The 13,086-nt window shown below is 68.0% G+C and carries 16 protein-coding genes; 7 read left to right on the forward strand and 9 right to left on the reverse strand.

Going from position 1 to position 13,086, the window contains the following annotated elements:
* Positions 1 to 15 precede the first annotated feature (15 nt).
* The 3 genes from SD37_RS13595 to SD37_RS13605 are packed head-to-tail and all read right to left on the reverse strand — an operon-like array spanning position 16 to position 1,808.
* Positions 16 to 621 carry a ferric reductase-like transmembrane domain-containing protein gene (locus tag SD37_RS13595; protein WP_037303968.1) on the reverse strand — a complete coding sequence of 202 codons (606 nt, stop codon included), beginning with the start codon at positions 619 to 621 and terminating at the stop codon, positions 16 to 18.
* Positions 614 to 1,408, reverse strand: a complete 795-nt coding sequence (locus tag SD37_RS13600) for a DUF4142 domain-containing protein (RefSeq protein ID WP_044854353.1) — start codon at positions 1,406 to 1,408, stop codon at positions 614 to 616. Before SD37_RS13600 ends, SD37_RS13595 begins: the two co-directional genes overlap by 8 nt.
* Positions 1,392 to 1,808, reverse strand: coding sequence for a hypothetical protein (locus SD37_RS13605; RefSeq protein WP_236725358.1), 417 nt, complete (start codon positions 1,806 to 1,808; stop codon positions 1,392 to 1,394). The genes SD37_RS13600 and SD37_RS13605 overlap by 17 nt, the downstream gene beginning before the upstream one ends.
* A gap of 402 nt (positions 1,809 to 2,210) precedes the next feature.
* On the opposite strand from SD37_RS13605, the gene SD37_RS13610 reads away from it, so the two are divergent.
* From SD37_RS13610 to SD37_RS13625, 4 genes are all read left to right on the forward strand, one after another.
* Complete coding sequence (locus tag SD37_RS13610; RefSeq protein WP_034317190.1) at positions 2,211 to 2,762, forward strand: sigma-70 family RNA polymerase sigma factor; 552 nt, start codon at positions 2,211 to 2,213, stop codon at positions 2,760 to 2,762.
* Positions 2,759 to 3,505, forward strand: a complete 747-nt coding sequence (locus SD37_RS13615) for an anti-sigma factor family protein (RefSeq protein ID WP_044854355.1) — start codon at positions 2,759 to 2,761, stop codon at positions 3,503 to 3,505. Before SD37_RS13610 ends, SD37_RS13615 begins: the two co-directional genes overlap by 4 nt.
* Before the next feature lie 201 nt (positions 3,506 to 3,706).
* Positions 3,707 to 4,984 (forward strand): DUF1996 domain-containing protein, encoded by a 1,278-nt coding sequence (locus SD37_RS13620; protein WP_044854356.1) that lies wholly within the window; start codon positions 3,707 to 3,709, stop codon positions 4,982 to 4,984.
* 491 nt (positions 4,985 to 5,475) lie between these two features.
* Positions 5,476 to 6,033 carry a sugar O-acetyltransferase gene (locus SD37_RS13625; RefSeq protein WP_037303962.1) on the forward strand — a complete coding sequence of 186 codons (558 nt, stop codon included), beginning with the start codon at positions 5,476 to 5,478 and terminating at the stop codon, positions 6,031 to 6,033.
* 3 nt (positions 6,034 to 6,036) lie between these two features.
* Here SD37_RS13625 and SD37_RS13630 read toward each other — a convergent pair whose 3' ends face one another.
* Positions 6,037 to 6,504 carry an Lrp/AsnC family transcriptional regulator gene (locus SD37_RS13630; protein WP_044854357.1) on the reverse strand — a complete coding sequence of 156 codons (468 nt, stop codon included), beginning with the start codon at positions 6,502 to 6,504 and terminating at the stop codon, positions 6,037 to 6,039.
* A 103-nt stretch (positions 6,505 to 6,607) separates the two neighbouring features.
* Between SD37_RS13630 and SD37_RS13635 the strand changes: the two genes are divergently transcribed.
* Positions 6,608 to 7,084, forward strand: coding sequence for a DUF2000 domain-containing protein (locus SD37_RS13635; protein ID WP_044854358.1), 477 nt, complete (start codon positions 6,608 to 6,610; stop codon positions 7,082 to 7,084).
* A 15-nt stretch (positions 7,085 to 7,099) separates the two neighbouring features.
* Here SD37_RS13635 and SD37_RS13640 read toward each other — a convergent pair whose 3' ends face one another.
* From SD37_RS13640 to SD37_RS13660, 5 genes are read right to left on the reverse strand one after another with little or no spacing between them, the layout of a single operon-like run.
* The gene (locus SD37_RS13640) at positions 7,100 to 7,891 is read right to left on the reverse strand and encodes an alpha/beta fold hydrolase (RefSeq protein WP_044854359.1); all 792 of its coding nucleotides are present in this window, start codon (positions 7,889 to 7,891) and stop codon (positions 7,100 to 7,102) included.
* A gap of 30 nt (positions 7,892 to 7,921) precedes the next feature.
* Positions 7,922 to 8,968, reverse strand: coding sequence for an NAD(P)H-dependent flavin oxidoreductase (locus tag SD37_RS13645; RefSeq protein WP_044854360.1), 1,047 nt, complete (start codon positions 8,966 to 8,968; stop codon positions 7,922 to 7,924).
* Positions 8,965 to 9,690, reverse strand: a complete 726-nt coding sequence (locus tag SD37_RS13650) for a CoA-transferase subunit beta (protein WP_044854361.1) — start codon at positions 9,688 to 9,690, stop codon at positions 8,965 to 8,967. Before SD37_RS13650 ends, SD37_RS13645 begins: the two co-directional genes overlap by 4 nt.
* Positions 9,687 to 10,547 (reverse strand): CoA transferase subunit A, encoded by an 861-nt coding sequence (locus tag SD37_RS13655; protein WP_044854362.1) that lies wholly within the window; start codon positions 10,545 to 10,547, stop codon positions 9,687 to 9,689. The genes SD37_RS13650 and SD37_RS13655 overlap by 4 nt, the downstream gene beginning before the upstream one ends.
* On the reverse strand, positions 10,547 to 11,296 hold the full coding sequence (locus SD37_RS13660) for an enoyl-CoA hydratase family protein (protein WP_044854363.1): 750 nt from the start codon (positions 11,294 to 11,296) through the stop codon (positions 10,547 to 10,549). Before SD37_RS13660 ends, SD37_RS13655 begins: the two co-directional genes overlap by 1 nt.
* Before the next feature lie 92 nt (positions 11,297 to 11,388).
* Here SD37_RS13660 and SD37_RS13665 point away from each other — a divergent pair, with 92 nt between their 5' ends.
* Positions 11,389 to 12,183: an SDR family oxidoreductase gene (locus tag SD37_RS13665; protein ID WP_044854364.1), complete on the forward strand. Its 795-nt coding sequence runs from the start codon at positions 11,389 to 11,391 to the stop codon at positions 12,181 to 12,183.
* Positions 12,180 to 13,085, forward strand: coding sequence for an SDR family oxidoreductase (locus SD37_RS13670; RefSeq protein WP_044854365.1), 906 nt, complete (start codon positions 12,180 to 12,182; stop codon positions 13,083 to 13,085). Before SD37_RS13665 ends, SD37_RS13670 begins: the two co-directional genes overlap by 4 nt.
* The last annotated feature ends 1 nt before the right edge of the window (position 13,086 follow it).

Below are 13,086 nucleotides of genomic sequence, written 5' to 3' on the forward strand. Positions count from 1 at the left end.
TCGTTTCGCGGCTCGTCAGACCAGTTCCTCGACCAGGCCCAGCCGTTCGAGGTACCGGGTGGGCGTGAACCGCAGCGCGGTCAGCAGTACCGCGGGGACCAGCAGCGTGATCCCGCCGAACCACAGCAGGCCGAGATGGCCGTTGGCCATGGCGCCGAAGAACGAATGCAGCGCCGTGATCGCGACCGCCGGGTAGGCGAGCCGGTGGATCCACAGGAAGCGCCGATAGGAGCTGAACCGGCTGATCCCGCCGGTCAGGGCGATGGCGATCATGACCTCGAGGCCGACGACACCGAGTTCGTGCCGTGCCAGCGTGCCCGGCAGGAGCGGGATCGTGACCTGCGCCAGGGTGAAACCGTCGGGCAGGAACAGGAACGACATCGCGTGCACGACACCGAACGACAGCGTCAGGATGCCGAGCACCATATGCGAGTTGCGCAGTGCCTTGCGCCCGGTCAGCGACTTGATCCAGCCGGTCGCGGTGAACACGCCCCAGCACAGGGTGAGGCACATGAAGCCGTACGAGATCCGGGCGGAGGTCTGCGCCATGCCCTTGATGCCGGGGTCGGTGTCGGTTTTCTGGGTCAGGACGATCACCACCTCGGACCACTGGTCAAACATTGATCTCTCCTGGGGCACTGGGAACCAGTTCTGGTTCGGCTGCGGCCGCGCGTTTGCGGGTCCGGGTGTTCTTGCTGCGCAGGGTCCGGATGGCGAAGAACAACCCGCCGCCGAGCACCACCGCGAGCAGCAGGCCGAGGGCGAAGTCGCCGAAACCGACGTCCATCGCGGCGTTGGCCGCGTTCGACTGCGGGACCGGGGCTTCCGGCATCAGCGACTGGTCGACGACGCCGGTGCTCTCCAGCAGGGTCATATGCCGCAGCACCGCCTGGTTGGCCGTGGTGGCGTAGTCGCGCACGACGTCGTTGCGGGTGCCGGCCCTGACCTGCGCGATGATGGGGAAGAGCACCCCGTGCGCGTACCGGAGGCGGTTGGCGAAGATCCGGTCGAACTCGCTGTCGTCGCGGGCGGCCTTCATCTCGCCGAGCCAGGCCGACTGCTGATCCGACGGTTCGCGCGGCAGGGTGATGCCGAACCGGTCGGCGATGGCGTGCGTCGCGGTGTCGAGCCTGCCGTGGTCGATCATCAGTTTCCGGCCGACTTCGCGGGTCCGCTGGCTCTTCCCGCGTTCCTGCGCCCACATCCCGGCGGGCATTTCCCACAGTCCGGCCAGTTTGACGTTGACGATCAGGTTCTTGTCCGCGGCGGAAAGTTCCTGGGCGTGCGCGTCGTCGACCGGGCCGAGCAGCGTCACCGCGGCCATCGTCAGCAGGACGAGCAGCAGGCGGGAGAACCGCGAGAGGACCGGGCCGGTGGTTTCACCGGGGAGGTCAGATGCCGAGGTCATCGGCCTGCCAGGTGTCCGCGGTGAGCAGCACTTTCGTGCCGTCGGGCTTGACCGGGAACCACGCGTCGTCGACGCCCTGCCCGCCGGTGTCGCCGGGCATCGCGTCCTTCGCGTTGCGGTAGAGCGGCCAGCCGGCGAGCGTGACCTGCTCGGTGCCGTCGTCCCTGGTCACGGTGCCGACCAGGGCGCGATCGATCCCGGTCACCACGAGATTCCCGCCGGCCTTGGCGGGAATCCAGGTCCGCGCGCAGGTTTCGGTGCAATTCGACTTGGGCGGATTGACCGTGTCCTTGTCGTAGCGGTAAAGCGTGAAGCCATTGGTGTCGGTGACCATCGGTCCGAGATCGAACAGATTCGCCGCCGTCACGCCGGGGGCCGGTTCGGCCGAGGGGTCGGGCATTCCGGGGATTTCCGCCGCGCCGGCGGCGGGGGCCGCGCCCGGAGAGCCGTTCGGTCCCGCGGTACCGGTGGTGCAGGCCGCGGTCAACGCGATCGCGGCTAACGTGAGGGTCAGAGGTATGACCGAGCGTGACACGGGGTTCACGGAAATCCTCCTGTCGGGGCCAGAGGAGAACGCCATCGCCGCGGGGCGATGGTGTGCAGGCGCGTTTAACTCCACAGTGGACAGTCATGGTCCACGGTGGATTCGGCGGTGCGGGGGACAGCGCCGGGTCGGGGGTCTTCGGTAGGGGATACGGTCACGAGTCGGGAACGGTTCAAAAAACTTTCCCGCGTGCCAGAACCGGGGCTGATCGGTTTTGGTACTGGACTTATCGCCCCTGCGCACACAAAGATGTGCCGCGTGGGACGCCACTCTCGGATACTGCAGCCAATAGTCGATCATGAACCCGCTTCGAACGGGCATGACGACCTCATCAGGGCGTTGTACCAGGAGTTCGGATCGAGCCTGATGGCGTTCGTGCTGAAGCTGACCGGCCACGATCGCCAGTGGGCCGAGGACGTGGTCCAGGAAACGCTCATCAAGGCGTGGCGCAACGCCGGCAAGCTCGACCGGCAGCCCGAAATGCTGCGCGCGTGGCTTTTCACCGTGGCCAGGCGCATCGTCATCGACGGCTGGCGGAGCCGGAGTGCCCGCCCTCAAGAGGTGGAGGAACTGGAGTCGGATTCGATCGGCGTGCCGGACGAGTCGGAGAAGACGCTCGCGGCCATGATCGTTTATGAGGCCCTGCGCAATCTTTCTCCGGAACAACGAGAAGCCGTTCAGCAGACCTACCTGCGTGACCGGACCGTGAACGAGGTCGCGGCGACGCTCGGGGTCCCGCCGGGTACGGTGAAATCGCGGATCCACCATGCCGTGCGCGCGTTGCGCAGGGCGCTGCAGGAGCGGGGGTGAGCGAGGTGTCCGGAGTGCCGCACACGGATATCGCCGCCTACGTGCTGGGCGTCCTCGGCGAGGAGGATCACGCCAGGTTCGAGGCGCATCTGCTGGAGTGCCCCGAGTGCCAGGTCGAGCTGGTGGAGATGTACCACCTGCCCGACATCCTGGACATGGTCAAGAAGAGCTGGCCGGACCCGCCCGTGAAGGGGCCGGGGCCGCGGGTGCTGCGGATGCTGCTCGCGGACGCCGCCAAGGCGGGCCGCCGTCGCAAGGTCATCCGGCTCGCGACGGCCGCCGCCGTGCTCGTGCTCGTCGTCGGCGGGCCGCTCACCGTGCTTTCGCTCACCGACCGTGAACCCGGCATAACGCAGGCCGCGCCCACCGTCGTCACGTCGGTGCCGTCCTCGCCGCCGCCGAGGACCACCGGCCCGGACGGTGGCGCCGCCCCGTTCGGCTGGTCCGAGGCGGGCAACGCGGTCGCCGCCGAGGTCACGGTCCAGGAGAAGGAGTGGGGCAGCGCGGTCGAACTCGAACTGCGCGGTCTCACCGGGCCGATGACCTGCCAGCTTTTCGCCTACTCCCACGGCGGAGAGGCCTATGTGGTCAACAACTGGAGCGTGCCGTCCAAGGGATACGGCGTCCCCGGTTCCCCGGATCCCCTTGTCGTCACCGGCTCGACGGCGTTGCAGAAGGCCGATATCGAGCGCTTCGAGGTGCACAAGCAGGACGGCACCGTCCTGGCCATCGTGCGCCGGTAGTTTATAACGGAAAGATAACGGCGCGGTCGCGTTTTGAACCGGCCCCCTCGTGGACCCGTATCTCTCAGTAGCCGGATCTCCCTCGGCGGGCGAACAGAAGGTTCGCCGCGAATTCGGTAATCGACGTATTCGACAAATGCGTGGCTCATGACTGGGCGCGAGTGTTTTCCGTGCCCGGAAACGAATGAGGTGAGCAAGTCAATGGCACGAAATCAAGGGCGCCATCGTATCGCCCGCAGGACCAAGATCGCGACCGCGGTGCTGGGCCTGTCGATCGCGGTCGGTGGACTGGTGGTCTCCACCACGACCGGCGACCCCGGCAGCGCCTCCGCGGACGAGGTGGACAAGTCGCAGTTCGTGGACATCACCAAGGTGCGGCCGAACGTCGACAAGCCGGAGCCGGGCCGGAACGCGTCAACGGGCTCGTTCACCGTCGACTGCGGCAAGAACGAGAACGGGCACTTCAACCCCGACAACTTCATCGCGCAGCCGGGTATCCGCAACGGTGCCCAGCATCTGCACGACTACGTGGGAAACCTTTCCACGAACGCGGATTCGAACAACAACAGTCTGCTGGGCGCCGGTACCACCTGCGCGAACGGTGACGAGTCGGCGTACTTCTGGCCGGTGGTGCGGATCGACACCGAAGAGGAGGGTGAACAGAGCCAGGGCGGCCAGAAGCAGCAGAATCAAAACCAGCAGCAGGGTGGTCGCGATCAGCAGCGACAGGCCGACCGCGACTCCGGCGGTGGTGGGCAGCAGCCTCAGGGTGACCGTGACCAGAACCGTGACGGTGACCGGAACCGGCAGCAGGACCGGAATGGCCGGCAGGATCAGCAAAACCAGCAGGACAACGGTCAGCAGAACAACAACCAGAACCAAGGCGACGACAACCAGGGCCAGGCTCAGCTGGAAGAGCCGAACGCGGACAACGAACTGGCGGGCAACGACGGTGAGATCCAGCGCCCCGCCGTCGTCGACATCACCTTCAAGGGCAACGCCCAGGAGAAGGTGAAGGAGATGCCGAAGTTCCTTCGGATCCTTTACGGTGACGCGAAGGTCACCGCGAACGGCCCCGCCAACGCGCGGGAAAGCTGGACCTGCACCGGTTTCGAGGACAGGGTCATCAAGCAGTACCCGATCTGTCCCGCGGGCAGTGACGTCAAGCGGGTGCACACCTTCCCGAGCTGTCTCGACGGCGACAACATCGACAGCGAGAACCATCGTGACCACATCAAGTACCCGAACGAGAACGGCGAATGCGCGAACGGCCTGACCGCCGTTCCCGAGCTGACGATCTCGCTGACCTACAAGATCCCCAGGGAGATCCAGGTCGCCGGGCAGTACAAAGTGGACTCGTTCCCCGAAGAGGATCACAACCCCTTCTCCGATCACGACGATTTCGCGAACGTGATGTCGGATCAGATCATGGATCGCCTCGTCGATTGCGTCAACGAGGGTCGTAAGTGCCGCGAATAACGCGCTGAAATCCTTGCGGGGAAATCGGGGGAGACTTCCCTTGGTGCGCTGCTCACTGTCCATAGTGTACCTGTGTGCGTGATGATGCTGTTGCGCGCCAAGGGAAAGTCTCCTCTTTTTCTTCAAAGTGATCGGAGTCACGTGAGTTTTTCTTCGCTGAAACAGGTGACAATCGTGGCCGATCGGGTTTATCGTTCAATTCGGAACAACGCACGAAGTTCACAACTCCAGGAGAGATTCCCCGAAATGATCGGGTCGTAGTCGTCCCCGGTTCACTCCGACGGCCGGGGCGGTTCAACGGAAGCGAGAACCGGCGAACAGGAGGAAGATACTCCGGCCCGGCGGGTCCCCCCTACACCTCACCCACCCGCCGGGCCGGCCCTACTCGGAAACGATCGACACAACTGAAAACGCTCCGCAAGCGTTCATCCGCCCTGCCGGCGGCTTCCCGAGGGAAGCTCGCCGGCGGGGTTTTTCGGTAGGTTGGCGGCATGGGTGATCAGAAGGACCGCATGCTGCGCGGCGAACTGTACCGGGACAACGACCCCGAACTGGTCGCGGACCGCAGGCGCGCGCAGGCGCTCGTCGACCGGTTCAACGGCACAGGCGCCGAGGAGACCGGTGAGCGGGACACGATTCTTCGCGAGCTGCTGGGAAAACTCGGTGAGGGATCCTGGATCATGCCGCGGTTCCAGTGCGACTACGGCTATCTGATCGAGATCGGCGCCAACAGCTTCCTCAACTACGACGCCATCCTGCTCGACTGCGCCCCGATCAAGATCGGCTCGGACTGCTCGATCGGCCCGCGCTGCCAGCTGCTGACAGCGCTGCATCCCATGGAAGACCACGAACTGCGGCGAGCCCGCTGGGAATCGGCCGCCCCGATCACCATCGGGGACAACGTCTGGTTCGGCGGCGGCGTCATCGTCTGCGCCGGGGTCACCATCGGGGACGACACCGTGGTGGGCGCGGGCAGCGTCGTCACCCGCGATCTGCCGTCGAAGGTGTTCGCCGCGGGCAATCCGGCGCGGGTCATCCGGGAATTGTGAGGCTCACCGGTCCGCCGGCGTGATCCGGGCGCGCCGGATGTGCTCGAAGACCATGGAGGTGCGCACGTCCGCCACTTCGGGGCGCTCGGTGAGCTTGTCGATCACGAAGGCGTAGAGGCTTTCGTTGTCGGGGACGGCCACATGCAGGATGAAGTCCTCGGTCCCGGTGGTCACGTAGAGCCCGACGATGTCGGGGAGGGCGTTGACCCAGTTCCGGAAGGCTTCGATGTTCCTTCGCGAGGGCGGTCGCACCCGGACCGCGATGAGCGCCTGCACCCCGCGGCCGATCGACGGCAGATCCACGTCCAGCAGTGCGCCGCGGATCACGCCGCGCTCGCGCAGGCCGCGGGTGCGGTCCAGGGCGGTGGTCGGGGAAACACCGACCGCGGCGGCCACGTCGCGGTTCGTCTTCCGTGCGTCCGACTGCAGTTGCGCCAAGATCGCCTTATCAAGTTCGTCCAGCTCCGCCATAGCGCTCCCTCCGCCGTATTAAGTACGAACACGGTGGACTGTACTCGTATGCCCACTTAGCTTTGCCCTGTTCATCCGTTGATGTGAGCAGGAGATCAGCTGAATGTCCGAGTACGATACGGCCATCGGATTCGCCCCCGACGAGTTCGACCCCACCCTGTCCACCCGCGCGGCCAGGTTGAAGTGGGTCATCGTGGTCAACAGCGAACTGCCGCCCGGGCGCGCGGTCAACGCGGCGGTCTGCACCGCCGTCGCCACCACGTCGGCCGTGACCGGTCTGCTGGGCGACGAAGCGGTCGACGCCGGTGGCGAGCGTTATTCCGGCCTGCCGTGGGTGGGCTGCACGGTGCTGTCGGCCGACGGCGAGAAGCTGCGGGCCCTCCGCGCCAAGGCCGCGGCCTCGCCCGGATGCCATGTCGCCGACATGCCCGCGGTCGCTCAGCGGATCAGGGTCTACGCCGATTTCCTCGCCACCATGAAGGAGATCCCCACCGGCGAGATGGACTACTGCGCCATCGGCATCGTCGGTCCGCGCAACCGGATCGACAAACTGGTCGGGAAGCTGCCCTTGATGCCATGACCGGCCAGGGCGCGCTCAGGCTTCGAGGAGGTCCCGCAGCGCCTCGGTGAACTGGGCCGGATTCCGCTGCGGCGCCAGATGGGCCCCGGGCATCTCGGTGAAGGGCAGCCCCAGTTCCAGCGCGAGGATCTTCGCGGGCTGGTAGTGGTAATGCCCTCGGCTGCCGACGCCGGCGACCGGGAAGATCTCGGTACTGGCCTTCCGCAGTGCCCGCAGATCCGGGAGGTAGTCGAGGATCTCGGCCAGCTCGCGGCCGAAGAGCCGCTTCCAGTCCTCCTCGTTCGGCAGCCGGATCGCGCGCAGTTCGGGTAGCGCGGCGCCGGCGATCCCGTCGGTGAACCGTTTGAACGCCCCCATCAGGTCACCCGCCTGCGCGAGCCGGACCTGCGCGTTGGCCTCGTCGAGCCAGCCGAGCGCGTCCGGGAGCAGCTGGACGGCGGGGGGTTCGTGGGCGACCAGCACGCTCACCGCGCCGGGGTGCCGCGCGACGAGGTCGAGACCGATGAGCGCGCCCGCGCTGGTCCCGAACACGCTCGCGGGCCCGCCGCCGACATGCTGGAGGACGGCGTAGGCGTCGTCGGCCTGCTTCGGCACGCTGACCGGGCCGGTGCTGGTGTCGGTGCTGCGGAAGTGACCGCGCCGGTCGTAGGTGACGACCGTGTAGTCCTCGGCGAGCAGCTTCGTCATCGCCCGGAAGGTGTCCGCCGAGCCCAGCCCGCCGGCGATCAGGAGCAGAAGCGGCCCTTCGCCGGTGCTGCGGACGTACAGCTCACCGTCCTCGACCGGACAACGACTCTCCGAGATCATGGTCGAAGTCAAGCACAGCGCGCTCGCCCGTCACTCGGAGGCCAGCCGCCGCAGGATGCCGGTGGCGTCGGCCACCATGGTCTCGATCAGCTCGCCGACCGCGGGCAGATCGCCAAGCAGGCCGACGACCTGCCCGGACGCCAGCACCCCGGCGCTCCGGTCGCCCTCGACCAGCCCCGCGCGCAGCAGCATCGGGGTGTTGGCGGCCATCAGCACCTGCGACCACGTCCGGTCACCACCGCGTTTCATCCGCAGTCCCTCGGTGGCCAGCGAGCGCCACGACAGCCCGCTCAGCTTCCGGAACTTCGCGGCGTTGCGGACGGCCCTGGCCAGGCCGCTCACCGGACCGGCGGACTCGAGCGCGTCGACCAGTTCCGTCCGGAGGACCCGGTGCGGCATCCCGTCCACCTTGCGGGTGACGACGGTGCCGTTGAGGTCGCGGGCGAGGTATGCCTGCTTGATCTCGTCGGGGACGGTGCTTTCCCTCGTCAGGAGGAACCGGGTGCCCATGGCGACCCCGGCGGCCCCGTAGGCGAGCGCGGCGGCCAGGCCCCGGCCGTCGAAGAACCCGCCCGCCGCGACCACCGGGATGTCGACGGCGTCCAGCACCGAGGGCAGCAGCAGCGTCGTCGCCACCCCGCCGGTGTGCCCGCCACCTTCGCCGCCCTGAACGATGACGGCGTCCGCGCCCCAGCCCGCGACCTTCTCCGCGTGCCGTGCCGCGCCGACCGACGGGACGACGAGGACACCGTTGTCCTTCAGCCGCGCGATCATGTCCTTCTTCGGCGCCAACGCGAAGGACGCGACGCGGACTTCCTCGGTGATGAGCAGTTCGACCCGGCGTCCGGCGTCTTCGGCGTCCGCGCGGAGATTGACGCCGAACGGCCGGGAGGTGCGGCTCTTGACCTCCTTGATCGCCGCCGCCAGTTCGTCGTAGGTCATCGTCGCGGACGCGAGGATGCCCAGACCGCCCGCTTCCGCCGTCGCGGACACCAGCCGTGGTCCGGCGACCCAGCCCATTCCGGTCTGCACGATCGGATGCCGGATCCCGGCCAGTTCGGTCAGCGCGGTCTTCACGAAGGCACTTCCTTGTCCCGCGACGACTTCGGATCCAGGCTGGTCCGGATCAGCAGCAGTTCGGATTCGGTCGGCAGCCGGGATTCCGTGACGCCGTCGGTGATCAGCGGGAACGTCGTCGCCGCGACGACCTCGTCCACGGAAACGCCCGGGTGCACGGAAAGCAGCCGCGGCGCGTGGTCCTCGCCGCCGAAGTCCAGGACACCGAGGTTGGTGACGACGCGGTGGACGTCGTGATGCCGCAGCCCGGCCTCGCGTGCCCTGGCGTAACCGACGCCGGACACGACGTCGACCTGGTCGACGAAGACACGCTTGCCATGCCGTGGAACCCAGTAGCTGGTGCGGTGGTTGGCGGTGTTGCCCGGTCCGCCGCGGACGCCGAGGAGCTGCTTCTTCGGCCGCGCGTGCTCGCCGATCGCCGAGATGTTCTGGTTGCCCTCGCGGTCGATCTGGTTGGCGCCCATCACCACATGACGTTTTCCGCGTGGCACCACGGTGTCGAGGACCTTGCGGAACGGCTGCCAGCCTTCGACGACGGCTTCGGGCGTCATCAGGTACGCCTCGCCGTCGGACAGGAGGATGTCCGGCTCGAAGGTCAGCCTCGCGAGCCGGGCGCCCAGCGACGGGATGAAACCCATGGGGCTCACCACGATCTCGCCGTCACCGCGGAACAGTTCGGCGCAGGCCACGACGGCCACTTCGGCGCGGGTGACGTCACTCATGCGGACTCCCCGAATTCGGCGACGGCCTTCTGGTAGCGCGCTTCGTCCCCGGACAGGAACCTGTCGACGAAGTCCGGCCACGCGTCGGGATCCTTGGCCGCCTCGGCGTAATGGCGCTGGAACCGTTCGTCCCGTCCGTAGTCCGGGACCGCGGTGGTGAAATGCGCGCCGTTCGGCGTCTCGGCGACCCCGGTGACGAGCATCCGGCTCAGCAGCAGGCTCTGTACCGGCCCCGCTTCGGTGAGTTCGGCGGTCTCCACGATCTTTTCCGTGGACACGTAACACTTGTCGGCGGCCAGCGCGAACAGTTCGTCGAAGTACGGATCCGGGCCGAGGTACTGCGCGTTGCCCCGGGCGTCGGCTCGGTTGAGGTGGACGAAGGCCGCGTCGAGCTTGAGCGCGGGCACGGCCAGCAGTTCTTCGCCGTCGTCGTAAGGAGAGCGGACCGTGCGCAACGACGGGTTCAGGTCCACCACACCGGAGCCGAGTCCCGCCCGCGTCGGCAGAAACGGAAGTCGTTGCGCCGCGGCGGAAAGCCCGGTCCCGAAGACGCCCTCGTCGTACTCGGTGACGGTGATCGTCCCGGATTCCCTGGCGCGGGAGAACCACGGGTCGTACGGGATCGTGTCCAGCGTGACGAAGCCGAAGACCAGATGCCGGATCTTGCCCGCCGACGCCAGCAGTCCCACGTCCGGACCGCCGTAGGAGACCACGGTGAGGTCCTTGACCGGCGAACGCAGGATCGCGCGCACCAGCGCCATGGGCTTGCGCCGGGACCCCCAGCCGCCGATCCCGATCGTCATCCCGTCGGTGAGTTCGGCGGCGATCTCGTCCGGCGTCATCCGCTTGTCGGTCATCACTTCCCCTTGCCGTCCAAGAACTCCTGGCGCGCCCCGTCGGAGACGCCGGCCAGGTTGAGTTCGAAGGTGAATCCCTGCTCGAAGCGATAGCTGCGGTGCACGGGCTGGACGTCGATGCCGTTGATGGCCTGTTTCGCCGCGCGGATCACGCGGGTGTCCTTCGCCGCGATCTGCCGCGCCACGCCGAGCGCGGTCTCGTCGAGTTCTTCCTTCGGCACCACCGCGTAGACCGAACCGTGGTGGTGCAACTGGGCCGCGGTGATCGTCGACGCCGTGTAGTACAGGGCCCGCATCAGATGCTGGGGGACCAGCCGCGCGAGATGGGTGGCCGCGCCCAGCGCGCCGCGATCGACCTCGGGCAGGCCAAAGGTCGCGTCATCGCTGGCGACCACGACGTCCGCGTTGCCGACCAGGCCGACCCCGCCGCCGAGACAGAAGCCCCGCACCGCGGCGATCACCGGCACGGCGCAGTCGTAGACGGCGGAGAACGCCGCCGCGCAGCCCTCGTTCGCGCCGATCAGCGCGCCGTACCCCGGATCTCGCTGGATCTCCTTGATGTCGACCCCGGCGTTGAACCCGCGGCCTTCCGCGCGCAGCACCACGACATGCGTCGAGGGATCGCGCCCGGCGTCGGTGACGGCGGAGGCGAGGGCGAACCATCCCTTCACGCTCAGCGCGTTCACCGGGGGCGCGTCGACCGTGACCACGGCGATGCCGGGCTCCGGGGAGTGGGTGGAAACGGTCATCGTGCACCCTCCGCAGCTACCAAACCTAGCACTTGCTTGGTACGTTAGCAGGACGCCCGGCCCGGGTACAGCGACCGTGAAGGAGGCCCGGCATGGCACTCGAACTCCGGCTCGACGGCGCCGTGGTGCTGGTGACCGGTGGGGTACGCGGCGTCGGCGCCGGTGTCACCAGGAGTTTTCTGCGTGCCGGCGCCGAAGTCGTCACCTGCGCCCGCACCGAACCCGAGCGGCCGGTCCGCGACGGCGGCCGGGCGTCGACGTTCATCTCCTGCGACGTCCGCGACGCGGGTGAGGTCGACGCGCTCTTCGAGGAGATCCTCCGCCGCCACGGCAGGCTCGACGTCGTCGTCAACAACGCGGGCGGCGCCCCGTACGCCGAGGTGGCGAACGCGTCGCCGCGGTTTCACGAAAAGGTGATCGGGCTGAACCTGGTGGCGCCCCTGACCGTCGCGCGGGCGGCGAACGCGATCATGCAGCGGCAGGAAACCGGCGGCGCCATCGTGAACATCAGCAGTGTCAGCGGGACGAGACCGTCGCCGGGGACGGCTTCCTACGGTGCGGCGAAAGCGGGTCTGGACAACCTGACCGCGACGCTGGCCGTGGAATGGGCGCCGAAGGTACGGGTCAACGCGCTCGACGTCGGCATGGTCCGGACGGAGCACACGCATCTGCATTACGGCGACGAGGCCGGGATCGCGGCGGTGGGCGCGACTGTCCCGTTAGGACGGTTGGCGGAACCGGACGAGATCGGTTCCTGCGCGGTGTTCCTGGCCTCGCCGCTGGCCTCTTATGTCAGCGGCGCCTGCCTGGCCGTGCACGGCGGGGGAGAGGCACCCGCCTTCCTGGCCGCTTCGAATTCCCAAACCGAACGAAAGGAGCCGGTGTGAGCGGGATCGCCGACGGCCGGATCGTGGTGGTGACCGGGGCCGGTCGTGGCATCGGGCGGGCGCATGCGCTCGCGTTCGCCGCCGAGGGCGCGCGGGTGGTGGTGAACGACCTCGGCGCCGGGGTCGACGGCAGCGGCGGTTCGGCCGGGCCCGCGCAGGACGTCGTCGACGAGATCGAGGCGCTCGGCGGCAAAGCGGTCGCGAACACCGACGACGTCGCTTCCTGGGAGGGCGCCGAAGCGCTGGTGCGAACCGCCGTCGAAACGTTCGGCGGACTTGACGTCCTGGTCAACAACGCCGGTTTCCTGCGCGACCGGATGCTGGTCAACCTCGGCGAGGACGAATGGGACGCGGTCATCCGTGTCCACCTCAAAGGCCATTTCGCGCCGACGCGGCACGCCGCCGGGTACTGGCGCGCGGAGGCGAAGGCAGGCCGGACGCGGGCGGCGCGGGTGATCAACACCAGTTCCGGCGCCGGTTTGCTCGGCAGCGTCGGGCAGGGCAACTACGCGGCCGCGAAGTCGGGGATCCTGGGACTCACCCTCGTCGCCGCCACGGAATTCGCGCGCTACGGCGTCACCGTGAACGCGATCGCCCCGGCCGCCAGGACCAGGATGACCGAGGAGGCCTTCGCCGAAGACATGGCCGCCCCGGCGGACGGATTCGACGCCATGGCCCCGGAAAACGTTTCGCCGCTGGTGGTCTGGCTCGGCAGCGAGGAGTCGTCCGGGGTGACCGGCCGGGTGTTCGAGGTCGACGGCGGACGCGTCTCGATCGCGCAAGGCTGGCGGCACGGGACGGTGCGGGACAAGGGATCCCGGTGGTCGCCGGCCGAACTCGGCCCGGTGGTGGCCGAGCTGGTGGCCGATGCCCCCGTTCCCGAACCCGTCTACGGCGCCTGAC

Origin of the sequence: Amycolatopsis orientalis (assembly GCF_000943515.2) — a bacterium.
In the GTDB taxonomy this organism is placed as follows: domain Bacteria; phylum Actinomycetota; class Actinomycetes; order Mycobacteriales; family Pseudonocardiaceae; genus Amycolatopsis; species Amycolatopsis orientalis.